Source organism: Veillonella sp. 3627, from assembly GCF_003992195.1.
In the GTDB taxonomy this organism is placed as follows: domain Bacteria; phylum Bacillota; class Negativicutes; order Veillonellales; family Veillonellaceae; genus F0422.
Genome location: NZ_RQVG01000001.1, coordinates 178,576 through 203,672 on the forward strand (window position 1 = coordinate 178,576; position 25,097 = coordinate 203,672).

At 37.5% G+C, this 25,097-nt stretch carries 31 protein-coding genes; 7 read left to right on the forward strand and 24 right to left on the reverse strand.

The window, feature by feature from the left end; translation table 11 throughout:
• Positions 1 to 22 precede the first annotated feature (22 nt).
• The 8 genes from EO114_RS00830 to EO114_RS00865 form a co-directional block, all read right to left on the reverse strand.
• The gene (locus EO114_RS00830) at positions 23 to 472 is read right to left on the reverse strand and encodes a hypothetical protein (RefSeq protein WP_127060949.1); all 450 of its coding nucleotides are present in this window, start codon (positions 470 to 472) and stop codon (positions 23 to 25) included.
• A 74-nt stretch (positions 473 to 546) separates the two neighbouring features.
• Entirely contained in the window at positions 547 to 1,242 is a 696-nt protein-coding gene (gene dut / locus EO114_RS07920; RefSeq protein WP_206168655.1) for a dUTP diphosphatase, read from the reverse strand.
• 80 nt (positions 1,243 to 1,322) lie between these two features.
• On the reverse strand, positions 1,323 to 1,706 hold the full coding sequence (locus tag EO114_RS00840; RefSeq protein ID WP_127060951.1) for a DUF5651 domain-containing protein: 384 nt from the start codon (positions 1,704 to 1,706) through the stop codon (positions 1,323 to 1,325).
• Between the two features lie 286 nt (positions 1,707 to 1,992).
• Positions 1,993 to 2,361 (reverse strand): single-stranded DNA-binding protein, encoded by a 369-nt coding sequence (locus EO114_RS00845; protein WP_164723731.1) that lies wholly within the window; start codon positions 2,359 to 2,361, stop codon positions 1,993 to 1,995.
• Between the two features lie 11 nt (positions 2,362 to 2,372).
• Complete coding sequence (locus EO114_RS00850) at positions 2,373 to 3,164, reverse strand: hypothetical protein (RefSeq protein WP_127060955.1); 792 nt, start codon at positions 3,162 to 3,164, stop codon at positions 2,373 to 2,375.
• 210 nt (positions 3,165 to 3,374) lie between these two features.
• The gene (locus EO114_RS00855; protein WP_127060957.1) at positions 3,375 to 3,737 is read right to left on the reverse strand and encodes an HNH endonuclease; all 363 of its coding nucleotides are present in this window, start codon (positions 3,735 to 3,737) and stop codon (positions 3,375 to 3,377) included.
• On the reverse strand, positions 3,730 to 4,056 hold the full coding sequence (locus EO114_RS00860; RefSeq protein ID WP_127060959.1) for a hypothetical protein: 327 nt from the start codon (positions 4,054 to 4,056) through the stop codon (positions 3,730 to 3,732). Before EO114_RS00860 ends, EO114_RS00855 begins: the two co-directional genes overlap by 8 nt.
• A gap of 107 nt (positions 4,057 to 4,163) precedes the next feature.
• Entirely contained in the window at positions 4,164 to 4,541 is a 378-nt protein-coding gene (locus EO114_RS00865; protein WP_127060961.1) for a hypothetical protein, read from the reverse strand.
• 48 nt (positions 4,542 to 4,589) lie between these two features.
• Between EO114_RS00865 and EO114_RS00870 the strand changes: the two genes are divergently transcribed.
• On the forward strand, positions 4,590 to 5,294 hold the full coding sequence (locus tag EO114_RS00870) for a hypothetical protein (protein WP_127060963.1): 705 nt from the start codon (positions 4,590 to 4,592) through the stop codon (positions 5,292 to 5,294).
• Positions 5,295 to 5,607: 313 nt separating this feature from the next.
• On the opposite strand, the gene EO114_RS00875 is transcribed toward EO114_RS00870, so the two are convergent.
• From EO114_RS00875 to EO114_RS00895, 5 genes are all read right to left on the reverse strand, one after another.
• A complete protein-coding gene (locus tag EO114_RS00875) occupies positions 5,608 to 5,940 on the reverse strand; it encodes a hypothetical protein (RefSeq protein ID WP_127060965.1) in 333 nt (110 codons plus the stop codon).
• Between the two features lie 70 nt (positions 5,941 to 6,010).
• Positions 6,011 to 6,229 (reverse strand): hypothetical protein, encoded by a 219-nt coding sequence (locus tag EO114_RS00880; RefSeq protein ID WP_127060967.1) that lies wholly within the window; start codon positions 6,227 to 6,229, stop codon positions 6,011 to 6,013.
• Between the two features lie 15 nt (positions 6,230 to 6,244).
• Positions 6,245 to 6,427, reverse strand: coding sequence for a helix-turn-helix transcriptional regulator (locus tag EO114_RS08040; RefSeq protein WP_127060969.1), 183 nt, complete (start codon positions 6,425 to 6,427; stop codon positions 6,245 to 6,247).
• Positions 6,428 to 6,934: 507 nt separating this feature from the next.
• Entirely contained in the window at positions 6,935 to 7,135 is a 201-nt protein-coding gene (locus tag EO114_RS00890) for a hypothetical protein (protein ID WP_127060971.1), read from the reverse strand.
• Positions 7,136 to 7,219: 84 nt separating this feature from the next.
• Positions 7,220 to 7,420: a DUF739 domain-containing protein gene (locus EO114_RS00895; RefSeq protein ID WP_127060973.1), complete on the reverse strand. Its 201-nt coding sequence runs from the start codon at positions 7,418 to 7,420 to the stop codon at positions 7,220 to 7,222.
• Between the two features lie 167 nt (positions 7,421 to 7,587).
• Here EO114_RS00895 and EO114_RS00900 point away from each other — a divergent pair, with 167 nt between their 5' ends.
• The 6 genes from EO114_RS00900 (at position 7,588) to EO114_RS00925 (ending at position 13,802) form a co-directional block, all read left to right on the forward strand.
• Positions 7,588 to 7,926 carry a helix-turn-helix domain-containing protein gene (locus EO114_RS00900; RefSeq protein ID WP_127060975.1) on the forward strand — a complete coding sequence of 113 codons (339 nt, stop codon included), beginning with the start codon at positions 7,588 to 7,590 and terminating at the stop codon, positions 7,924 to 7,926.
• Positions 7,927 to 8,045: 119 nt separating this feature from the next.
• The gene (locus EO114_RS00905) at positions 8,046 to 8,828 is read left to right on the forward strand and encodes a hypothetical protein (protein WP_127060977.1); all 783 of its coding nucleotides are present in this window, start codon (positions 8,046 to 8,048) and stop codon (positions 8,826 to 8,828) included.
• 216 nt (positions 8,829 to 9,044) lie between these two features.
• A complete protein-coding gene (locus tag EO114_RS00910) occupies positions 9,045 to 10,031 on the forward strand; it encodes an Abi family protein (RefSeq protein ID WP_127060979.1) in 987 nt (328 codons plus the stop codon).
• A 149-nt stretch (positions 10,032 to 10,180) separates the two neighbouring features.
• Positions 10,181 to 11,254: a tyrosine-type recombinase/integrase gene (locus EO114_RS00915; protein ID WP_127060981.1), complete on the forward strand. Its 1,074-nt coding sequence runs from the start codon at positions 10,181 to 10,183 to the stop codon at positions 11,252 to 11,254.
• Positions 11,255 to 11,290: 36 nt separating this feature from the next.
• Positions 11,291 to 12,877, forward strand: coding sequence for an ATP-dependent endonuclease (locus tag EO114_RS00920; RefSeq protein ID WP_127060983.1), 1,587 nt, complete (start codon positions 11,291 to 11,293; stop codon positions 12,875 to 12,877).
• Positions 12,878 to 12,935: 58 nt separating this feature from the next.
• Entirely contained in the window at positions 12,936 to 13,802 is an 867-nt protein-coding gene (locus EO114_RS00925) for a DNA adenine methylase (RefSeq protein WP_127060985.1), read from the forward strand.
• Between the two features lie 331 nt (positions 13,803 to 14,133).
• Here the strand turns inward: EO114_RS00925 and EO114_RS00930 are convergent, their stop codons facing one another.
• The 11 genes from EO114_RS00930 to trpD form a co-directional block, all read right to left on the reverse strand.
• Positions 14,134 to 14,862, reverse strand: a complete 729-nt coding sequence (locus EO114_RS00930) for a YebC/PmpR family DNA-binding transcriptional regulator (protein ID WP_127060987.1) — start codon at positions 14,860 to 14,862, stop codon at positions 14,134 to 14,136.
• A gap of 9 nt (positions 14,863 to 14,871) precedes the next feature.
• Positions 14,872 to 15,444 carry an RNA methyltransferase gene (locus tag EO114_RS00935; protein ID WP_127060989.1) on the reverse strand — a complete coding sequence of 191 codons (573 nt, stop codon included), beginning with the start codon at positions 15,442 to 15,444 and terminating at the stop codon, positions 14,872 to 14,874.
• Positions 15,445 to 16,275, reverse strand: coding sequence for a tRNA (guanosine(37)-N1)-methyltransferase TrmD (trmD, locus tag EO114_RS00940; protein ID WP_127060991.1), 831 nt, complete (start codon positions 16,273 to 16,275; stop codon positions 15,445 to 15,447).
• 188 nt (positions 16,276 to 16,463) lie between these two features.
• Positions 16,464 to 16,895: a PaaI family thioesterase gene (locus EO114_RS00945; RefSeq protein ID WP_127060993.1), complete on the reverse strand. Its 432-nt coding sequence runs from the start codon at positions 16,893 to 16,895 to the stop codon at positions 16,464 to 16,466.
• A gap of 66 nt (positions 16,896 to 16,961) precedes the next feature.
• Positions 16,962 to 18,590 (reverse strand): o-succinylbenzoate--CoA ligase, encoded by a 1,629-nt coding sequence (gene menE, locus EO114_RS00950; RefSeq protein WP_127060995.1) that lies wholly within the window; start codon positions 18,588 to 18,590, stop codon positions 16,962 to 16,964.
• 11 nt (positions 18,591 to 18,601) lie between these two features.
• Positions 18,602 to 19,444: a 1,4-dihydroxy-2-naphthoyl-CoA synthase gene (gene menB / locus EO114_RS00955; protein ID WP_126937465.1), complete on the reverse strand. Its 843-nt coding sequence runs from the start codon at positions 19,442 to 19,444 to the stop codon at positions 18,602 to 18,604.
• Positions 19,445 to 19,525: 81 nt separating this feature from the next.
• A complete protein-coding gene (locus EO114_RS00960; protein ID WP_127060997.1) occupies positions 19,526 to 19,945 on the reverse strand; it encodes a HutP family protein in 420 nt (139 codons plus the stop codon).
• Between the two features lie 271 nt (positions 19,946 to 20,216).
• A complete protein-coding gene (gene trpA / locus EO114_RS00965) occupies positions 20,217 to 21,002 on the reverse strand; it encodes a tryptophan synthase subunit alpha (RefSeq protein ID WP_127060999.1) in 786 nt (261 codons plus the stop codon).
• The gene (gene trpB, locus EO114_RS00970) at positions 20,995 to 22,188 is read right to left on the reverse strand and encodes a tryptophan synthase subunit beta (RefSeq protein WP_127061001.1); all 1,194 of its coding nucleotides are present in this window, start codon (positions 22,186 to 22,188) and stop codon (positions 20,995 to 20,997) included. Before trpB ends, trpA begins: the two co-directional genes overlap by 8 nt.
• 59 nt (positions 22,189 to 22,247) lie before the next feature.
• Positions 22,248 to 23,753: a bifunctional indole-3-glycerol-phosphate synthase TrpC/phosphoribosylanthranilate isomerase TrpF gene (gene trpCF / locus EO114_RS00975; protein WP_127061004.1), complete on the reverse strand. Its 1,506-nt coding sequence runs from the start codon at positions 23,751 to 23,753 to the stop codon at positions 22,248 to 22,250.
• Positions 23,754 to 23,978: 225 nt separating this feature from the next.
• The gene (gene trpD / locus EO114_RS00980; RefSeq protein WP_127061006.1) at positions 23,979 to 24,995 is read right to left on the reverse strand and encodes an anthranilate phosphoribosyltransferase; all 1,017 of its coding nucleotides are present in this window, start codon (positions 24,993 to 24,995) and stop codon (positions 23,979 to 23,981) included.
• Positions 24,996 to 25,097: the final 102 nt, after the last annotated feature.

A 25,097-nucleotide genomic window follows, 5' to 3' on the forward strand; every position in this document is an offset into this window, starting at 1 on the left:
TATCCCTTTCGCTATTCAATGATTATTTACTTTCAAACAGTTGCTCTTGTGCTCTTCTTCCCTGTATATATGCTTTGGTTTCATTGAGCATTTTGTTCACTAGTGTAAGCTCCTTTTCATCAAGTTCTATCCAGTCTGTAACGTATTTAAAGCTACCATCTTTTGTAATGGCAGTTCCACTAAATCTAACTTCACTTGGTATTTGAGTTATTTTTTCACCAACAACCGCTTCCATATATTTGATTTCTAACCGTTTTATGATCAACATAACTCCAAGAAATATATAGTCGCCTCGTTCTGTTCGCATATGACTATTTACAATGCTTACCAATTCTTTCCAGGCGGTGTAAAATGACTCTCGTCCATCTTCTCGTGCTGTCATAGAGTAAACTGATTTACCGCCCGCATCATTTCCTTTCACATAATCAAATGTTTTTGTGCTACCAACTACAGCTATTTTACGAATGAGCATTGCATCACCTCCACATAACCTTAGTTTATTTCAGGATATTGTTTCTAATCTCATGCACCTGTGGTTATCTACATTTATTTTCCAGTCGAACCAAAGCCTTTATCTCCTCGATCTGTATCAGATAATTCTTCTACTTCAACAAGATTAATTTTTGGTGTAGCTACTAAATAGCCTTGAGCAATTCTATCGCCTTTATTGATTTGATAAGGAATCATGCCTTTGGTTTCATCATTGACATAAATGGCCGCCACTTCTCCGCGATAATCCGAATCAATAACCCCCATCGAATTTGGCATACGCAATGGTGTATCTACCCCCATAGAGCTACGTGGTACTAATTGCAATACATATCCTACTGGCACTTCTAAAGCTACGCCTAAGCCAATTCTATACGTACGCTCTTCCCACACAGTGACATCTTCTGCTGCATAGAAATCTAATGCGCCGCTTCCTTCAGTTCCATAAGTAGGTAAGATGGCATCCTTATGTACACGTTTTACCTTAATAAACATCCCATTAGCTGTAGGTGCTGTTTCTTTATTTTCTGTATTTACCACAGGTTGTGACGGAGTATCCGCTTCCGCAGTATGCGGTTCTACCGTTGTGGTTTCTTCTGCTTTTGGTGGTTCTACTGTTGGCGGTTCTTCTGTCGGTGGTTGTACATTGCCTACTTCCTCCGCTTTATGTTCTTCTGTATGTGTCTCTTCTGTATGGGTTTCTTCCACTTTATTTTCTTCTACACTTGGTTGCACTGTATTTTCTAATTCCATGATTAATCTCCTTGTCCATAACAATAGTAATTTAAAAGTACCACGGTAACTTTAACTTGTATCCATAGCGTCCCCTCCTCTTAGCACTCTACTTTATAAGGACATCGCCCACTAGGACACGTCTCATCGAACACAGGTACCTCCACATAAAGCATGGCTACCCGTAGTTCACAATTCTCTATATCGTTCCCTTCCTTTGTGCAGGATAGGCAACTACCCTGTAGGGCATGTTCTGCTAAGGTACTTAGGTATCCCTCTTGCTCTCGGATTTCCGCATCATCAATAGTCCCTTTCTGAACAATTTCTATGTCGTACCGCCCTATAGCCCTTACGATTTCTCGTTTTGCATCTTCATCTAATCCATCAACTAAATTGATCATCAACTTATGCGCTAGGGTGGCACACATATTCGCCATTTTTTTGTTTTCTTTTTCTAAATGCAGTGGCTCTATAATATCTCTCATAACCCTACTTATAAATGCTACGGTGGTAAAGTTCTGCTTGTTTTTAGCATTAAAATATCTTAGTGTGCCTGCATTAGGATTTATCTTAGGTTCTTGCTTTATAGGCTTTACATTTTGTGCACCGATTAGCATTCACAATGTACCCCTTTCCCTCTATATATAAATTTATATTTCGTTCTGGACATTCACGTGTAGTAAATACTCCACCAGTTTTAGTAACGATATTGGCATGCTTACATGTTCTTGCTTTCTTATACTCCTTGGGTCTTCCCATGCTGACTCCTTTCTAAAACGGAATTTCCTCATCATTTTTGGTAAAAGCATCATAGTGGCTGCCTACATCTTTTTGCTTTACCAATTGTATTCCCACCCGTTCTGCGATTACTTCTGTGATGTATCGTTTCTCTCCATTTTTTTCATAGGATCTAGTTTGTACACTACCTACCACAATCACAGGCTGCCCTTTTTGTATAATCCCTACTTCTTCCGCATAGGTCCATGCCACGACATTATGAAATGAACTAATTTCCTTATCCTCTGAAATACGTTTATTCGTAGCTATCGAAAATAAACACACTGCCTTACCTGTTTTCGTGTACCGTAGTTCTGCATCTTTCACTGCATAGCCTACAAGTACGATTTGATTGTTTTCCATACTAACCTCCTTTATGTACAACATCGTTCCATATAAACTTTATTTCTAGGTGTATTCAACTCTTTTGTTTTCCACCACTTTTGATTACTCTTCGGTTCCTCAATCTTTATGAGACGATAAAATCGATAGGGATATCCAGCTAAACTTACTCCCTCTACAATGCTATCTGTCTCTACATAGTATCCTTTCGGTGGAATGATGACTTCTGCCCAGGTATTTGCTTGTAATCGCTCTTTTTTTACTTTTGGTTTCTCCAAGTTTTGGCTAGATACCCATTTACGTTTAAAACCAGTAGCCTCTAACTTACGATCACTTTCCTTAACAAAATAGCTTGCAATCCGAACCGCATCACGCCACTCACCTTGATAAGCTTCTTTTTTAGAATATCCGTGAGGCCATAACCCCTTTAATTCTTTCACCGTCATATCTTGTATTCGATTCACCAGAATATGAAAGTGTATCCTACGTTCTCCTTCGCAAGTGTAGATATACTTCAACGGTTGTCCTAGCTTTGCATACCTTCTACGCAGCTTTTTGATGAACAATGTAATATCTTTTTTTGCTTGTTTCAAAGTGGGTTCTATTTCATAGGTGAGAGTAATATAAAAATCTTCTTCATGAAAATTGATATCTATTAACATACGCAACTGTGCTTCTGCATTCTTTTGATTCTGCAATGCCATTTGCAGTGGTGTAATCTTTTCTTTCTTTTGTCGTACACTTTGTTTTTTATACGTTCTTCCTGTATGGTAATCTGTAACTTCACACATTGTTTTTCCGTATACTTTTTTTCGATATCTCATTAGTACCTCATATGGTCGAAAAAATAATATACATATCTAGTCAATACAAGGCCTTTCAGCCTTTTATTTTAGTCCTAATATCTATATCATTTTTCTTTGAAAATCTACTATTTCTCTGTATTTCTTCTACCATATGTGGTATACTATAAATAAGGTTGTATCTACATATGGATATATGAGACCACTTAGTTCCCGCTAAGTGGTCTTTTTTTATGCACTTCGCTCCGCTACTTTTTCCTTTAATACTTTCTTGATAGCTTTGGACTCTGGACCATGCACTACTGCATGATGACAATACCAACATACACAACATAAATTATCTAGATCATTCGTTCCACCATTTGAACGAGGTTCTATATGATGAATCTCTTGTGCTGGTGCTCCACAGATAATACAGCTATGATGATCCCTTGCTTTTACTAAATCTCTCATCTTATTTAATTCATACTCATATTGATTTCTCTTTTTACTTCGTGCCTTTAACGGAGTTCTTTTTAATTGTGATGTTCCCCTAGATAAAGCAGTCTTTGCTCGTAATGGTGTTTTCCTCTGTAGTGGTGTTCGTTTAAGCATGCCATTCCCGTCCTATCTGTGATTCTACGATGCGTAACTCTAACTTTTTAATATTGATAGCTTCATCTACAGAACGATACATGACTCTTGCCTTATCTCGTTCCATTCGTAACTGACTAACAGACACATCCCCAACGACTAATTCTCGAATCAATGAAACGGCTGTTTTTTTATCTCGCTCATCTTCGATTTTTCTCGCCTTGGCCAACTTATAGGCACGTTCTGTTTCTGCTAACTTGATACCTCGTTCTTTCAATAAGGCTAATGCCGTATTCAATTCACTTCGTAATTGCTGTAACTCTTGCATTAAATCTTGCATGTGCTCGCTCCTTAAGATGTTTTTGATGACAATCTTTACATACTTTAATAACTTTTCCATCCTCACGAATATATAACCCACCTTTGTTGGTGATATCTAAACCGCACTTAATGCATTTCATTTTCTTCATGTTCTGCCACCTCTTTTGTAATAGCTTCGTAATATTGATTTTTAACAGGATACCGTTTTTCGATACGAATCTCTTCCGCCACAACATGAACAACCTTAATCCCTTGCAATAGTACAGCTTCTCGTTCCTCGTAGTGTTCTGCTATACGCATGTATGTCAATGCTACAGCTATGACAATCCACATTAATAAGGACATATAGATATACTGTTCATTACGAGGATCAACCACCCAACAGATGACAGGACAACTACCTGCTATTAACAATGCGATTTTTAATAAGGTGTTATCCCGTATATCGACTAACCAAAGATACTGTTTGCCAATCCATTTCAATACTGCCTTTATAGTTTCCATTTTTCTTTTCCTTTCTGTGATATACTAAATTAAAAGGAGTGTGATTATATGTCTAAAATTACTGTTATATTTCCTGACGCTTCGTCCCTAGAGGTGATAGCCCCTGATCCCAAAATTTGTCCATGCTGTAACTATGGTATTCAAGCTCAAAATTTATTTGTTTCTGATGTAGAGTATATTAAAGATATCTATTCGTTTATCGTTGTACATCAATGTCCAAACTGTTCTAAATACTTCATCACTGAGTACATACAAGACCCTATTTTTATCCATGATGTTGATTTAACCGAATTTGTAGCTAGACCTTATACCATACCTTTTAAAATATCTATTTCTAATGAAAGTAGCTTAACAGATATATCAGAGAGATTTTTAGAGGTGTATAAGCAGTCTCTAATGGCTGAGCATTATGGACTTCATCATTTAGTCGGTATGGGATTACGTAAATCATTGGAGTATCTTTTACAAGATTACCTATCGATTATCAATCCAAATGATATTGAAAAAATTAAAAGCTCTACTTTATCTCAAAACATTAAATTAATACCAAATGAAAATCTTAGATCCCTTGCTACTGCTTCTAATTGGCTCGGTAATGATCATGTTCATACTTCTGTAAAATGGCCTGATAAAGATATTTCAGATTTGAAAGCTTTTATAGATGCACTTACCTATTTATTGCTAACAGAGCTTTCCATACTTTCTGCTAAAGAAATGATATCTCGTAAGTCATCTAACGGATCAACCTTGTAAATCATTCTCCCTTCTTCCCAATACTCAACGATAGTTCTGTTTGGAAAGAGGGGATTATTATTTTCTACATACGTTAACTTTGTTATAGTCACTCTTTCTGCACTTATAAATGTTTTTAAATCAGTACCTTCATCAGCATATATCTCATAATTTCTCATAGGTACACCTCCATTGCCCCATAGATGTCTTGAGGTACTGACACCTTTCACAATGTTCCATACATATAATGTTATCCACCTGGCTACAATGCACATATGCTCTAGTTTGTTTATCCCTTTCATCGCATATGGTGCATATAGACTTTTTTCTTTTTTTAATCATTGCTAAGTAACCGTTTTAGATACGATTGTGAAGGCATAATTCCATCTGGTGTAACTAGAACAATCGTACGTTCACGACCAATGTCATCTCCACGTAAATATGCTAATAGCCGTGGTTTGATGACTGAGTATGTATGTGTGTTCGTTTCACGATTATGGATTACCTCTACATACGGTAAGTCTCCTGATTTTCCACCAGCCATCAATCTTGCTTTCGTATACCCTAAGGCAACCGCTGCCACATCGAGTGGCGCAATATCTGGTAATAACTCTACACGATCCATTACATTGTCTAAAGCTTTTAACCTAGTCATTAATTCATCCATGATGTACTCCTTTCTTCTAACTATATTTTTCTGTATCTATTCAGTTATAGCTGCATTATTAAGACAAAACCTAGAAAATCTCTAATGTGATTTTTATAGGACCTTTTACTATTTCTGAACACTCCAATTCATACCGAAGAGGAGTGTTCTTTTTTAGTTTCTCCTTATGCAATATATTTTTAGGACATAAGCTAGTTGATTCAAATTCTTTTTCTTCTATTTGACTTTTAAATCTAATACTTCCTATCCAGTTTCCATCTGTCTGGTATCTTATTATTTTTCTTGCCATATAGTTTCTACCTCCCTATAGCAACTCATCTATAGTACATTGAAGGTAATCAGCTACTGCCTTTACATTACTTAATTTTGGATTCGATGTTCTCCAATGGGATATGCTCCCTACGGAAAGTTTTACAGAGCGCTCCAGCTTGGCAATGCTGACGCCTTTCTCCTTGCACTTCTTCTTAATGTTTTCATAAATTTTCATGGTCTCCCTACCTCTTTATGCTGAATACATTCATTGACTTTCAAAACCGTATATTTTATAATCAAATTAATCTCAAAACTTTTTTTCTAACACGAAAGGAAGTGGTTCTTATGAGCCAATTTTTGATGATTGCCTGTGCCTTTTAATATCCGAGCTCGCTTTGGCTTAAAAGCGGTCGTCCTAGCGGCCTAAGGAAGATTAACTCCCATAGCAACGGTCTTTTCAACCGTTTGTTTGTCACAGCTCTAATAGATCGCAGCGTCTAGTATATATCGTCTATTTCATGCGGTGACCGCAATGCAAGAGGTAGGCAAACCCCTATGGCAATATAGCTTTGACTTGAAAACCCAAAACTATATTGGTTAAGCAGCTAAGAGTATTTAATGCTCTTGGCTGTTTTTCATTTAGTAAATCCATATTAAGAAATTAAATACATATTACCCACTCCCTTTCTTCTTTAGAATTACTTCCCCATTGCGGGGACTGAAACATTGTGATTTCTGCTCCTTACTTTGGGAATCTTGGATCACTTTCAAATTTCCCTAACTCTAAATATATTTTTGCTTGAGTGAAAGTAGCCAATCCTAACTTATATGCCAATAATTTATCCGTTTTTTCTATCTTTTTTATTATTTGCAACTCGTCCATTGAAGCCACATGCATGCTTCGTAGCCACTCATTTTGTTCTTCCGTCAATCCTGGTAACATAGTTCCTCCTTTGAATATCCGCTTCACTATTTTATGGTTATTTTTAAAACTCATGAGTTACCAAACTTGTATATCATGCAAGTTTTAGTTTAAAAAAATTTCTACTCTATCCGGAATCGTTAACTCAAGCCAGTTACTAATAATTGTAGCTTCTGCGCAATTAAATTTACTTTGCCCGTTAAGTTTATTTGATACTGCTGTAACTGATAAATCCAACTTTTTAGCAACATCCGAATATGTTAATCCCTTTTCAAATAATTTAACTTTCAATTTATTCATATCCATTTGTACCTCCCTTTATATTTCTTGCATATTATGCAAGTTCTGTAATTAGAATATCATCATACAAATAATATGTCAATAATGATATGCAAGTTTTTTTCTTTTATTTTCATTTTTTCTTGTACATGGTACAAGTATTCTGATATTATATAAAAGAAAGGAGTAATCTCATGAGTAAAGACATTATAAATCAAACCATAGGAAAAAACATTAGATATTTTAGAAAATTAAGAGGTTTAACACTATTAGAACTAGGTAATCTATTAGGACTTAGTGAGGGAACTATACAAAGATATGAATCAGGTAATATCACTAACGTTAGTATCTCAATGGCATTAGAATTTTCAAAGGTTTTAGATACTACGCCACAGATACTAATGGGGTGGGAACCTATTACATATACCCCAGAACAAGAAATGCTTTTAGCTGAAACCGCTTCATTTACTGATGAACAATATGATAAGCTATTTGACTATATTAACTTTCTTAAACTTTCTAAGTCTTCTTAGTGTATATATAAAAAAGAGAAGCCTTGGATCTCATCTAGGACTTCTCTAAGGAACAACTTTCTAAGTTAGTGGAGTATATTTTAATTTTAAAGTCTTTATAGGATTAGGAGGAACATATCATGCCATTTAACACTTTTATGTATGCCACACTTATTATTGAGGTATTATTAATAGTTTTGTTTCTTTCATTAATAAAAAAATTCTCCAATTACCCTAATCGAGTGTTCTGTAAATCTACCTTGATTATTATTGAAGTCATTGCTTTACTTATGTTTGTCTTCATTGCAACTGGACTTAATAACCACACTTTCCACTATCATAAATCTATGTATTTATTTTATGTTTCTCTCGTTAATGTGGTATATCTAGGTGCCTTTGCCTATGTAAGATTTAAATCTATTTGGAAAACAGGTCTAGTTATTATACTCGGCATATTACCATTCGTTTGTATTCTTCCCATTCTATGGCTTTTATTTACTAAATCTAATAATGCCTCTACCCCTATACTTACACCTGTAGAATCTTTACCTACAATATCATTAGTACAACCAACTGAACCTACGAGTTCTATGGAATCATCCAAACCGTTCTATAAATGCCTCTCTTTTAGATTATTCCGCATCAATCAAATTAGTATTCTTTATATATTAATTATTATACTAATTGGCTTATCCATACATCAATCTATTCAAATTAACTCTCTTAGGAATGATATCCACTCTATTGAAGATAATGTTGCCCCTCTTTACACTACAACGAGTGAGATAAATAAAACTTTAGAAAAATTATCAGATGATATAGATTCTATTAGAAGTCAAATTGAAGAAGTAAAGGACTCTTCCACACCGACTTACTCGCCTACCTATATCCCTACTTATTATCCTAAGTATTATACGTATTAAATCAATAGTATAAAGGAGCTACTATGCAAATATTTGATATAAAAGATACAAATTTTGAATAATTTTTAATTTAAATTATATCATATACCATAACTCTTATTGACGGGTATATTTTCCTATAGTATACTGTTACTAGAGAAAACGTACTGACCTTACGAGCGAAGTACACCACTCGTCAACCTAAGGGTTGGCGAGTTTTTTTTGGAGGTTTTATCTATGTCGAAACCATTTACATCTCTCAACTCTTTATTGCGATTAATGCGTAAAAGAAATATTTCAATAAAAAAAGGGACTGAAGGAAGCAAGGTTAAAAATATTCTTTCAAGAGAAAATTACTACTCCGTTATTAATGGATATAAGGATATATTTCTCGATCAAACGATTACTGAATCTTCTGGTGATGATTATTATATTTCTGGTACAACATTCTTCCAAATTTATGAGGTATATTGTTTCGATAGAGAATTACGTCACCTACTACTTCGGTATCTATTGCAAGCTGAAAAAAATCTTGCTACTAAACTTGCCTATCATTTTTCTGATAAGAATAAAGCGGAATTTAGCCATTTAAATATTAATAATTTTTCTAAATCAGATCTCCACACTACAACAAGACTTATATCCATATTATCAACAGTTACTCAAAAAAACTCTAAATTTCAAGACTCTGGATTTTATCACTACCTAACAAAACATCAATCCTTGCCTTTATGGGTCTTAGTCACTAAGCTAACTTTTGGTGAATTAACTTATTTTTACAAGTCTATGCTTCCAGTTCTTCAAGAGAAGGTACTTGGAAATATCCTAGATGACTATCATTCAGAGTTTGGCTTTGAAGTTTCTTTACCAACATCAACATTAATCAATAATTTCAACGACATGCTAGATACATTAGTTTCCTATAGAAATATTTGTGCTCATGGTGATAGGCTATATAATCATCGTGTTAGAAAGGGAAAACATACTCGGAAACTCTTATTCTTTCACCTAACTACCCCAAAAGGTAGTGAAACATCATTATGGGGTCTCATTTTAACATTGCGACTATTTTTACCTTATCATGATTATAAATGTATGATACAAAATATGATAAGTAGCCTAGCTACTCTTTCAAAAGCTATTCCACAACAACAATTCAACTCGCTTCTTAATAAAATTGGACTTACACTGCAATGGAAGGATTCACTACTTTCATTAATTTAATATCCAAATAGATAGTATCCCTATTGATATATTTTATGGGCCTATATATAATAGAGACAAGATAAGTGCAATCATCCCTCAGGGGACCTGTATGGAAAATAACCTTCTCTATTATATAGAGAGGGTTATTTTTTTACAGGAGTTATGTTATGGCAATGAAACGTGCAAATGGAACTGGTTCCGTTTATAAGATGAAACATAAGAAGTTACGCAAGCCATATCGTGCTATGGTGTATATTGGCCAAGATAGCAATGGCAAAAATATTCGTAAAACAATCGGTACCTTTGCTACACAAAAGGAAGCCTACGATGCCATCGCTAATTATGTCTACGATCCTATGAAAGTGCATCGTGATACAGTTCCCTTCTATCAATGTTGGGACTGGATGTTACTAGAAAAGCAACGCCAAGGTATAGATATAAAGAAAGGAAAATTTGAAGCTGTGAAACCTAAACTGTCCAGTATTTGGTCTATGCCTATAAAAGACATTCGATTAATTCACCTACAGAACATCATTGATCAATATAAGCATTTAGGGCGTTCTTCCCATGATGCTATTTATAAAGCTATCAATGGTGCTTTCAAAGAAGCTATTAAGAATGATATTATCACAAAGAACTATGCCCTAGATATTACACTTCCTCCTGCCATTAAATCAAACATACATAAACCCTTTACTCCAGAGGAGATTACCATATTATGGCAGCATACTGATGATATCCTTGTACGTGTAGTGTTAATCTATATCTATACAGGAATGAGACCTATTGAGCTCTACCAGGTGAAACTAGAGAATGTAAATCTAAAGGAACAATATCTAATTGGCGGTTCAAAAACAGCTGCTGGCAAGGATCGTATCATACCTTTAGCTGATTGTATTATGCCCTTTATAAAAGAGATTTACAGCAAAGCACATTTCTCACGTTCAGAAACATTACTACCACCCAAATTAATCCCTACACGCTTATCAAGGCCTATAGAGCGCCTATGTAACTCATTAGGACTCTCTGACCATAAGCCACACGATACACGTCATACGTTCATCACCCTGGCACGCAATGTCGATATGGATATCTATATCCTAAAATCCATTGTAGGACATTCACACAGTGGCGACGTAACCAGTGATGTATATACCCATAAGACAAGAAAACAATTCCTAGATGCCGTTAATACATTACCTGTAACGTTTACTGAGGAAATGATGAGTATGGTGAAATAAGCTTAGTTATAAACAATAAATTAAAAGGAGAAATCTATGAAAATTACATCACTAACTATTAATGACTTTAGATGTTTCAAGGATTCAAAGTTTACAATTGGTCAAAATATTACTATTTTTTCTGGCACTAATGCCGTTGGTAAATCTACAATTCTTGGCTTATTAGGAAACTCTTGTGAATTAAAATCTAATAAAGGTCGTCCAATATTACAATCTGCCTTTAGATGTGAATGGAGTGATTTATTTAAAATGTCTCCTACATTTGACACTAGCAAATCAAATATTGCAAGTATTTCATACGATAGTGAACCTGACTTAAAGTACAGAATAACATGGCAAGAAAACAATACACGAGGAAGACTTATTCCTTCAACTAAAACTGCAGATGGCAAACTATCAAATGCAAAACTGTCACATCCTTCTCTATATTTAGGCCTATCACGTTTATTCCCATTAGGAGAAGCCTTAATATCATCTGACAAGAATCCAATAGCTATTGATAATATTTCTGATTCATTTCTTACGAATTACCAAAAAATTCTCTCTATCAATGAGAATATTCAATCAGTTAATCGTGTTTATCTTGATGGGAATAATAAATCACCTATCGGTATTAATACGGATAAATATGACTATCTTACTAATTCAGCTGGACAAGATAACCTAGCACAAATCCTTTTAGCAGTTGAATCATTTAGAAAGTTACAAATAGATTTTCCTGACGATTATAATGGTGGACTGCTATTAATTGATGAACTTGATGCTGCATTGCATCCATCTGCACAGAATAAGTTATTTGATTATTTATATAAATCTTCTAAAGAATTAGATTTACAAATTATATTCACTACTCATAGTATTTCTTTACTTGATTATGCACGTTTAATTGCTGAACCACAACAGCATTCACATAATGATATCAAACCGATAGAAATATACTTTTTGAGTCGTGCCAATAACGAACCTACTCCAACAATTATTTCTTCACCTGGTCCATTATTGTATAAAAATCTTCTGCAAGAAACATCAACTAGAATGAACCAAAAAATTAAAATTATTACTGAAGATGCTGAAGCAAGATGGGTCCTTAATCACCTATTACCAGAATCTATTTTGCACAAAGTTAATTTGCTTAATACAACTGTTGGTTGTAATGAAGTATTATCCTTAAGTAAATGTGATCCAACTTACTTTGGCACTAGAATTATAATTCTCGATGGAGATATAAAAACTAAAAGAGGAAATATGGATGATATTGCCGCACAAAATGCCTCTGGACATCATATTTATATCCTTCCTTCAACAAAATCTATTGAAGAAAGTCTATATGATTTTCTGACTTCTAACTCCGATAATTCTAATGAATATTTAAATCAACCTATGTGCCTAGTAAACGGTCTTACTTATAATTATTTTAAAAATACTGATTTATCAAAATTTAAAAGAAGAGGAAAAAAAAGAGAAAAGCTAAAAGAATGGTTTAAATATCATCAAGCGCAATTTGATGATACAAATTTATTTGGCTATTGGATTAAAGACTATGAACAAGAAGGAAATGATTTAATTGAGGCTATCAAAAATGCAGTATCTATTATTTCTAAAAAACTATATATTCCTGAGTAAATTTTTATGGCCAAACCTCATTTTCTGTTTTATAATAAGATAAAAGGAGGTGTATCAAATGCCAAGAACAAAATCAATATTAAGATATCCAGGTGGTAAAACACAACTAGCAAAATTTACAAATCATCTTATTAAAATTAATAAAATACAATCCCCCATATACTGTGAACCATTTTCTGGAGGTTCTGGCATATCTATGGAACTCTTACTAGCTAATCAAGTAAATAGTATCATTCTTAATGATTTAGATCCCTCCATATTCTCTATTTGGTATTCCATACTATATGATACTGATAGATTAATTGACACCATTGAAAATACACCTATTACAATAGACGAATGGTACCACCAAAAAGAAATATATTTAACATTACGAGATATCTCAGATTACAACTTTTCCTTAGCATTTGCTACCTTATTTCTGAATCGTACAAATCGTGGTGGTATAATTACTGGTGGTCCTATAGGTGGATACAAACAATCCTCAATATACTCTATTGATTGCAGATTTAACAAACAAAATCTAATAAAAAAAATTAAGGATATTTCTAAACAAAAAAATAGAATAGAACTTTATATGTTAGATGCAAAGAGATTAATTTCAGAGATATTGCTTACTAAAGACCCTAATCAATTATTTATATTTTTCGACCCTCCCTACTATCATCAAGGACAAGCACTTTATAAAAACTCACTTACTCATACTGATCATGTGGAGTTATCAAATTCTATTAGATTGATGAATCAATACAAGTGGATTACTACTTATGATGACTGTTCAGAAATTCAAGATATATATTCTGACTATAATTTATACACATATCAACTACGTTATTCTATTAATAAAGTTCGTAATGCCAACGAATATATATTTAGTAGTCCTGTCACTCAGATAGAGTCATTTGACAAAGTAATATTGAAATAAAAAAAGAGCACAGCTTAAAAGCTGTGCTCTTTCATTAATGCTCATTAGTTAATTTTTTTTAATTTTCTTATCCAGACAGAAATAAAATCCACTAAAAATTCTTTACATCACAAATAATCTAATTACCATGAATTGTTAAAATAAATCCCAATAATTAGATATGTAAATTTAGGTATTTTTTATATTTATTCTAATCTCTGTAATACCATTCATATGAAAAGGTTGTGCAACGGTTGTGCAACCGTTTTATTTTTTGCCATTTTTAGGGCATATTTGATAAAAGTAGCACTCTCAAAAAACCTTATAGAGTGCTACTTCATCGCATTTCTAGCTACTCGATATTGAGAATTGAATTATGATACACATCTTGTACATCGTCCAAGTCTTCCAGCATATCTAGTACTCGTTGCATATTTACTGCGTCATCACCGGTTAATTCCATATTAGTATCTGGAACCATTGTGATTTGCGCCATATCTGTAGCGATGGATGCTTCTGCTAGGGCAGCTTCTACGGCATCGTAATCGTCTGGCAAAGTGTAGATAACGAATACATCGTCTTCTACTTTGATGTCTTCTGCGCCAGCGTCAAGAGCCAATAATGTCAATGTTTCTTCATCATTGCCTTCTTGTGGAATTACGAATACCCCTTTGCGTTTGAACATCCAGTTGACGGATCCACTTTCACCTAGGTTGCCACCGCGTTTGGAGAACGCATGTCGTACATCAGCTGCGGCACGGTTGCGGTTATCTGTCATCACTTCTACAAGGATGGCAGCGCCGCCTGGACCGTATCCTTCATAAGTAATTTCTTCATAGTTGTTCGCATCCCCTGCACCGGCACCTTTGTCGATGGCACGTTGGATATTATCCTTAGGAATATTATTTTCACGAGCTTTTTGTAACGCCAATTTCAAACGCATATTGCCGGTTGCATCTGTGCCACCAGCTTTCACAGCTACTGTGATTTCACGGCTAATTTTTGTGGTAATTTTTGCTTTTAACGCATCATTTTTACCTTTTCTATGTTTAATATTTGACCATTTAGAATGTCCTGACATACTGTCCTCCTATTTATTCCACCACGCTTCGCCTCGTAAGCGGTCTAATATAATTGATACGGCACTACGAACTGAAAGATGATTGTACTCACCATGTCCGTAGATGGGTTCTAAGATATAATCGAAATCTTCCATTGTTTCCTTCGTCATACCATACCCCGTTCCAAATAATACTACCACAGGACGGCTCTCACTTTCAAGTGATTTACGGAGCGACGCATAGGTAATGGTATTATCGTAGGTCCGCGCATCCGTAGTACACACGATCGGCGCCTGTCCTTCCAGTTCTGTCACCATATCGATGGCTTGTCGAATGGAATTGACTAGCTCCACATGTTTGAAAGCATCCTTTCGATCCGGATTGTAGGTACTGCCAAATCCCGTTTTCCAATGACTCATCACGGTTTCTGCCAATTCACGTTGGCTCGGTACATTGTGAATGATGAAATACCGTTCCACATCGTAGGTTGTAGATGCTCTGGCAATATCATGGATATCGTAGTTCGTGATGGCCGTCGTGATCACCTCACCATGTTTATTCATAATGGGATAATGAACGAGGCCGATATATAAATTCGCCATTTATTTCCTCTTTTCCTCTGTGAAAGTAGGCTGTTCTACCAATTTTGAAAGTATTTGTTGTTCCTCTTCAGAATCAACTCTATCTAGTAATCGTTTCAGCGCCTTAATTTCATCTACGGTTAGTTCCCGTTGCAACAAATCATTACGCAGTAACGCAGTCCGTTTCAATGACTCTTCGAGTCGCCATTCTGCAATATTTTTATGATGTCCACTTAGCAATATATCTGGCACTATCATACCTCTGTATTCTTGGGGTTTCGTATATTGTGGACATTCAAGTACAGGATGATAAAAGGAATCTTCTATAGCTCCCGATGTAGCTCCTAACACACCAGGAATCATGCGCGCCACTGCATCGGCTACTACCATAGCCGGTAATTCACCACCCGTTAACACATAATCACCAATGGATATAGTTTCATCCACTAAGTGTTCTTCCACTCGGTAATCTACCCCTTCGTAGTGTCCACAGACTATAACAAGTTGATCATAGGTGGCTAGTTCCCTTGCTTTTTCTTGCGTAAACGGTGTCCCTGTAGGTCCCATAAACACAACATGACGCGTGTGATTCGCCTTTGTACGACGATGTTCTTCTATAGGCATCTGCAACACATATTCTACAGCCTCAAAGAGAGGAGGTGCTTTCATGAGCATGCCAGCGCCACCTCCATAAGGAGTATCATCCACTTGACCATGCTTACTATGAGAAAATTCCCTTGGATTTGTCACTTTCATCTCTAATCGATTCGCCTGCAAAGCACGTTTGATGATGGAATGTGTGAAAAAAGCATCAAAAAACTCTGGGAATAACGATATAATATCTATTTTCATAAAAGTCGCACCTCCTTTCTAGTCAATACAAAGATGTATCATAAATTAATTCTAATCAGACTTATGCTACTTATTTATAAAGTGTAACGATGTACTACCAATCTATCTATAGATACTCTAGTATAATTAACATCGATGTATTGATAACATCGTGTTATATATAAATTCCAGCTAATAGGCATAGTTTCTTACATGTTAATTATACTATTTGTCACCGTCATATGAGATAACAGTTGATCCATTTCATCAAATATAGAAATCATCCACACATGATTACGTCCACCTTTGTGTAACAATTGACCACGCGCTACTACATAGCCATCACATCGTTTCGCTTTCACATGATTAGCCGTCACCGATTGACCTACCGCTACTCGTTGTTTGATAGGTTCTGAACCTGTGCCACTTTCACTAGGCGCCGTCATTTCTTGCGCCAATAACGCATTGGATGCCATGCCTGCCAATGCTTCTCCATAGGCAAGGTACACGCCACCGTTGACAAATCCAAAGGGTTGTGCATGAAATGGTGAAAGTTTCATAGTACTTTGAAAGGCTTGCCCCGCACAGTGGAATGTCTCTATCTGTAATTGTTCTAATAAAGAGGCTGTTGTTTCTTTCATACTATGTCCTTTCCATATACTTATATATAGTACACCTAATTTAGTTTAGGATACTGCAAAATAACGTTATATAAGAATCTGCTGTATAAGGGTTTGTCGCAATATTTTCCCCATGCTATTTTTCGGCAATGCATCATAATATACAATACGCTTCGGCACTTTATACTTCGCTAACCGACTCAGTAGATATTGTGATATATCTTCTTCGGAACAATTTGTTACCACGCACAAGACAGGCACTTGCCCCCATTTAGGATCCGATACAGGGATGACGGCACATTCCAGAATACCGTCCATTCCATATAGGACATCCTCGATTTCCTTAGGATAAATATTTTCGCCCCCTGAAATGATGATGTCTTTTCTGCGGTTCAAAAGATATAAAAATCCATCGTCATCTACGTAGCCAATATCATCTGTATTGAAAGCGCCTTGAATCGGCTCTTTGTTAAGGTATCCTTTCATCAGCATAGGCGATGAAAGCCACACTTCACCTACTCCTTGTTCATCGGGATTGCGAATTTCAATAGTAACACCTTCTAAAGGATATCCTACAGAGGCTAATTTATTTGGATACTCCCGAATACTGAAGGTCGTACTTTGCGCAAAAGTTTCTGACATGCCGTACGTCTTATAGACTGGTAAATCTCGTTGTACGCACTCTTGTAACAGTGGCATAGGAATGAACTCGCCACCTAATAAGATAGCCCGTAAAGTTGGTGATTGTATTCGTTCTACTATGCGTTGTAACACAGTGGGCACCAAGGATACCATAGTGACTTCTTTTGTTTCTAATGCATCTAGTACCACTTGTTCCGAGAACTTTTCACGAATCGTCGCTCTTATACCATTATACAAGGTACGTAGAATAATAGATAAGCCACTGACATGGAACATCGGGAGTACCACAAGCCAATTGTCCTCTTCCTCCACGCCAAGCACTTTAGCGGAGGCTTTCACATGAGCCTCAATCTGTGACCATCGCACAGGGACCGATTTAAACTTTCCTGTAGTAGCACTAGTGTTAATAATGCAAAATACGGTTTCATCGGATGGATTCCAAATTAGATTGATATTACCATCTACAAAATCTCCAACATCACCTAGATGGCAACACCTATTTGTAAAGGAGTCCTTGCTAGGATTTTCTTCATTACTTGTTGTGATAGATGCACGATGTACACTATTAGTACTATCGCCTTTGAAATCTCCGTCAATAGACATAGGAGAACCAGCCTTGAAATCAGTATCTATACATGTAGAAAAGCATAAATACCGCAAGTCCTCTTGACCAAGTCTACATACAGAACTAGAAACATCTATGACATCTATGACATCTATGACATTTATGACATCTACGTCACAAACTTCCTTTTGTGTTCGCAAGACCTGCGCCATTTTTTCCGACACTAACAAGGTCAGAACTCCAGTACTTTCCATTTGCTCTGTTACTTCTCGTTCAGTCAGATTCGTATTTAGCAATACCGTTTCTATGCCCAATGCAGATAGAGCAAATATATGTATCGCCATGGATACTGAGTTTTCTGCCCATAAAGCAATACGACTCTCCCCTCGAAGATGAGGAGCGAGTCGTTTTGCTGTAGCTATTGTTACAGTCAACACATCTCCATAGGTAAGTTCGTTTAAGAAGTACTTATCTCTATGTGTCTGTGCCAGTTCATATAACCACTTCATAACCTAAGCCATTAAGGGAATTTAGGGAATTGTTTGAAATCAGGTTTACGTTTTTCTTTAAATGCATCGCGACCTTCTTTACCTTCGTCTGTTGTGTAGAATAATAAAGTCGCATCCCCTGCAAATTGTTGTAAACCAGCTAGACCATCTGTATCCGCATTGAAGGACGCTTTCAAGAAACGAAGTGCCATTGGAGATAATTGAAGAATTTCTTCACACCATTTCACTGTTTCTGCTTCTAATTGATCAAATGGAACCACAGTGTTCACAAGACCCATGTCTAATGCTTCTTTCGCAGAATATTGACGGCATAAGAACCAGATTTCACGAGCTTTTTTATGGCCTACTAAACGAGCTAAGTAACCAGCACCGTAACCAGCGTCGAAGGAACCTACACGAGGGCCTGTTTGACCAAATTTTGCATTTTCAGAGGCGATAGAAAGGTCACACACGATGTGTAATACATGACCACCACCAATAGCAAAACCGTTAACCATAGCGATAACAGGTTTTGGGGTAATGCGGATTAAATGTTGCAAATCCAACACGTTTAAACGAGGAATTTTGTCATCCCCCACATAACCGCCATCACCGCGAACACGTTGGTCACCACCGGAGCAGAACGCTTCTTTATCTTCTCCTTGACCATGATTAGCCCCAGTCAAGATAATAACGCCTACTTCTGCATCTTCACGAGCAATAGTGAAAGCGTCAATTAACTCCATAACCGTTTTAGGACGAAACGCATTGCGAACTTCCGGACGATTAATCGTAATTTTAGCAATCCCATTATATGTTTCATAAATTACATCTTCGTAATTACGATCTAATACTTTCCAATCGAATTGACTCATAGTTACCTCCAAAATGATTAGCTATTGTCTATACACTCTACAGAGTATTATACCAAAAATACAGTAAAATTTATAGCATATCTACATACTTGGTACAGCTCGATGTGCCATAGCCACGGCTATCTCATCTAAATGGAGTACACCAACCCCTAAATAGATGGCTACACTTAAATGTTCTTGACTTCGTGCAATCCCTACTTTTCCCCCTACATTGAGACCAACACATTTATTTTTCAACTGTTCCAAGGCTTGCGCTGTAGCACCCACAACAGCTCCCTTGCTGACATGGTCATCTTGAATCAATCCTTGTCGATCCGCCGCTACCACAGCTCGTTCAATGATTTTAGGAATAATCTCTGTGAAAGTTCCTCCAAAATCTACGGCGCAACTACGAATCCCTAGTGCTTCAAACTCTTTCCGTAAAGCCATCTCTTCGGCACGACTTTCAGAGATAGCCACATGCAATGCAGCACGCCCAACACCAATACTTGTTTTTTCCATACCCTATGTCTCCTGTTAAGAACTTTATATATTCTTAAGTATACAGTATATGAAGTCATGTTTCCATATTATTTTCAATAGGAAAGAATATATATTTTAAGGACAACAAATACTCCCCCTCTTATAGATAGTAAACAAACAAAATAGCTGCACAAGATACACTTCTTGCACAGCTATTCAAAAGGCATCGTAAATAACAGAATTGGATATAAAGGATAGTATAACGAAGTAACCCTGTAATACATATACGTTACCTTAAAACGCATTACTATTAGCTACCTACAGCTTCTACCATAGAACGAACATATTCATAAAGTTTTTCTTCACCATTTTGGCCCCATTCACCAATTTGTTTCACAATGGCACTACCTACGATGGCACCATCAGATAGTGCCGCCATCGCCTTCGCTTGGTCCGGTGTGGAAATGCCAAAACCTACGGCTACGGGAATATCTGTATATTGACGGATTTGTTGCACAATGCTAGCGATATCTGTTTTGATGTCACTGCGCATGCCTGTCACACCAAGAGAAGATACACAGTACACGAAACCTTCTGCGTCTGCCGCAATGTCTTTAATACGTTGTTCCGACGTAGGGGCAATTAAGGAAATCACAGAAACACCATGAGCCTTTGCTTGGCGGGCTAATTCCTGTTTTTCCTCAAATGGACAATCTGGTACGATAACCCCTTGGACTCCCACTTCTTCGCAACGTTTCATGAAACTTTCAACACCGTACACATAGATAGGGTTCAGGTAGGTCATGAACACAAGAGGAATGGTCAGCGCATCATCACCAGTGCGCAAGCGTTGGACCATATCGAAAATGTCATCCGTTGTAACGCCTGTGGATAGAGCACGCTCACTAGCCGCTTGAATCACAGGCCCTTCTGCGACAGGATCGGAAAACGGTATACCGATTTCAATCAAGCTCGCCCCCGCCTTCGCCATGGTACGAATGTATTTTTCTGTTGTTCCGATCCCTTGGTCACCTGCAGTGATAAAAGGGATAAATGCTTTCTTAGTGAAAGCCTGTGCTATGGTTATGTTATTCATGTAAATTCACCCCTCTATATCTTGCCATGGCGGCTACGTCTTTATCGCCTCGTCCAGATAAGCAAATAATAATACTCTCCTCAGGGCTCAATGTTGGTGCCAACCGCAATGCATGGGCGACAGCATGAGCACTTTCAATAGCTGGAATAATGCCTTCTGTACGGGATAGATACTCAAAAGCATCCACCGCTTCATCATCAGTGATAGGCACATATTGCGCGCGTCCACTATCACGCAAATGAGCATGCTCTGGTCCAATACCTGGATAGTCCAATCCTGCAGAAATGGAATAGACCGGCGCAATTTGGCCGTAGGCGTTTTGGCAGAAATAGGATTTCATACCATGGAAAATCCCCACTGTCCCCTTCGTCATGGTCGCCGCATGTTCCTCTGTATCCACTCCTTTGCCAGCCGCTTCACAGCCGATGAGTTGTACCCCTTCATCAGGAATGAAGTGGTAGAACATACCGATAGCATTACTGCCACCACCAACGCATGCTAACACTGCTGCAGGTAGCTTACCTTCTTTTTCTAGAATTTGTTCTCTTGCTTCCCGACTGATGATGGACTGAAAATCACGTACCATCATAGGGAATGGATGGGCACCCATGACAGATCCCAATACGTAGTGCGTATCTGCAATACGATTTGTCCATTCACGCATCGCTTCGGATACTGCATCTTTTAAAGTGCTCGTACCAGACATAACAGGATGTACCTTGGCCCCTAATAGTTCCATACGATACACATTAAGAGCTTGTCGTTCGCAGTCTTCTTGACCCATGAAGATTTCACATTCCATGCCCATCAAGGCTGCCACTGTTGCCGTAGCCACTCCATGTTGTCCCGCTCCCGTTTCGGCAATGACTCTTGTTTTACCCATCCGTTTGGCTAATAGCATTTGGCCTAGCACATTATTCAATTTATGAGATCCCGTATGATTTAAGTCTTCCCGCTTTAAGTAAATCTTGGCGCCCCCTAAATCCTTCGTCATTTTCTCTGCATAATATAACAAAGAAGGGCGACCTGTATAGGATACATGTAGGTCTTCTAATTCTTTAATAAAATCTGGATCCTTCTTATACGTTTCATAGGCTTCTTCTAGTTCAATGATAGCATTCATTAACGTTTCTGGCATGAATTGTCCACCAAAGTCCCCAAAATAGCCGTGGCGATGTGTTGTCATTTTATATCTCCTCATCTATTTATTACTGTCTTAACGATCTGTGTCATCGTTTTCATTTTTTAGCATCTATTTGTTACTGTCTTAATGATCTGTGCCATAGTTTTCATTTTCTTAGCATCTTTTTGTCCATTTGTCTCTAGACTACTACTCATGTCGAGTCCATAGGGCTGCAGTCGACGAATAGCACGCGCTACATTGTGTAGATCTATACCACCGGCTAGGTAGTATGGCACCGCTACACCTTCTAGCAACGACCAATCCATGGTCTTACCCGTGCCTCCACGCTCTTCCTTAGAGTAGGCATCAACCACCAGTCCATCAATAGGCGCTTGTTCCCATGGCAAAACATCTTCTTTACTCTGCACCTGTATGGCTTTCCATATCTGAACAGATTCTAATTGTTCTTCCTGTAAATGGTTCCGCAATGTTTCAATATAGGCTATAGTTTCATCTCCATGTAATTGCACTACTGAAAGTGGCACTGCTCTGGCAATCTCTACAATAGTAGGTATCATTTCATTGACAAACACACCTACCGATGAGCTGGATTTATCACCGCTTGTAGTTGTTAAGCTATCTTGCAAACTTCGTGCAATGGATTGGGCTTGTTCTACCGTCACTTGTCGCTTACTCGGTGCAAAGACAAAGCCTACATAGTCTAGTTGTGCATCTAGTAATACAGGGACTGTATTTTCTTGAGTTATACCACAGAACTTTACTTTAGGCTGATAGTTCTGTTCTATCAATTCTCTATTATTAGTACTATAGGCGAAACGTTTCGGTCTGATTGGCCCATACAATTCAGCTAGCTTTGCCACTTTATCGGCGGCTCTCATAAAACTTTCACCCATAAGAGCAGCGTGAATCTTGTTCTCTCGTAAACGTCGAATATCTGCTGCTGTGTCTAGGCCACTTTCAGAAACAAAAATTACGGAATCATCCACTAGGTTGCGTAGGCGAATGCTGTTGCTCACGTCCACCGTGAAATCTTTTAAAGTGCGATTATTCACTCCAATGATGCGGGCCCCTATATTCACGGCTCGCAACACTTCTGTTTCATCATGAGCCTCTACTAAACAAGACAGACCTAAGCTATCTGCTAGCTTGTGAAAGCCTCTCATCGTCTCATCATCCAAGATAGCGGCAATCAGCAATATAGCCGAGGCGCCCCACAGTTTTGCTTCATAGATTTGGTATGCATCAATGATGAAGTCTTTCCGAAGTACGGGAATGTGTACATGTTCAGCAATCTCTTGTAAATACCGGGGGCTCCCCAAAAAGAAGTCTGGTTCTGTCAGCACGGAAATGGCGGCCGCCCCTGCCATTTCATAGTCCTTCGCAATGTCTAAATAAGGAAAGTCTTCTGCAATCACCCCTTTGGATGGAGATGCTTTTTTCACTTCACATATAAAATTAAAATCTAACTCTTGTAATGCCTGTTCAAAGGGAAAATCCTTGCCTGTAGGCATTCTTTCTACTTTCTGTTGCAACTCTGAAAAGGATAGCTTTGCTTTTGCATCTTTGACACGTTTTTCAGTAGCTGCAACTATGTTATCTAATATCATAACTATCTCTATTTCTATCCTATTATTCTGCAATAACCTTATTATCATAGTATGTATATGCCAACACACCATCAGTAGTATTCATATATCTAAATGATATCGGTAGGAGTTCATATATCTGCACTATTTAGTTACCAAGATACCTAAATACCTAAATCCCTATAAGAATATGCTATTCCTCAAGGATATCTCCCGCTTTATAAAAATAATGGCAACCACCGGGTATTAAACATTTTGCGATGCTTTCACAAATCTTGCAAGCGCCTCTGCTCCCGCACCAGAATATAGTAATTCTTCTACTGTTTTAAACGCTGCTTCTAAGGTTACATCTCTATCTTTAGCCAAGTAGTAAGCCATGCCCGCATTGAGTATCACTGCTGTAGCACGACCGCTTCTATCTTTTCCTTCTAGTAAAGTACGTGTAATGTCAGCGTTCACCTGTGCATCACCGCCCACTAATTCATCCGCTGTAGCATAAGTAAAACCGTAATCCTTAGGATCTAATTCATAGGTCTTAAACGCGCCATGGTCAATTTCGCACACTGTAGTTATACCTGTGGCAGTAATTTCATCAAGTCCGTCACTACCATATACGACGGCACCTCGATGAACGCCTAAGTTCGACAAGACCTGTGCCAATGGTTCCACTAAGGACCGATCGTACATACCCATGAGCTCTACCGTAGCCCCCGCAGGGTTTGCCAAAGGTCCTAAGATATTAAATACCGTTCTGACCCCCATAGCTTTTCGCACTGGGCCCGCATACTTCATAGCTTCGTGGTACACAGGAGCAAACATAAAGCAAATATTTGCTTCCTCTAAAACTTTTCTATTTTGCTCTCCATTCAGTTCTAGTTTCACGCCCAGTGTTTCTAGTACATCAGCAGCACCACATTTGCTAGACACGCTGCGGTTACCGTGTTTAGCGATAGGAATGCCCGCTGCAGCTAATAGGATGGCAGATGTTGTAGAAATGTTGAAAGTACTACTACCATCTCCGCCAGTACCTACGATTTCTACCACTGTATTGTCATGTGGCACAGAACCAGCTTTTTCTCGCATGACCTCGGCAAAGGCTGTAATCTCTGTGACACTAGGACCCTTTGCTTGTAAGCCTCCTAAAAAGGCCGCCATAGGCACTTCTTGTACATCTCCGCTCATAATCGCATTCATCGTTGCTTTTGCCAATTCATAAGGCATATCTTGACCCTCTGTGACGAGGCGTATTGCTTGTTGAATCATCTGTATGTCCTCCTATACACTACAATTCCTCTTGTATGAAATCGAGCTAGTAACTATTCATAAATCATAACCATGGTTGGATATAATATTACTTTCATAATC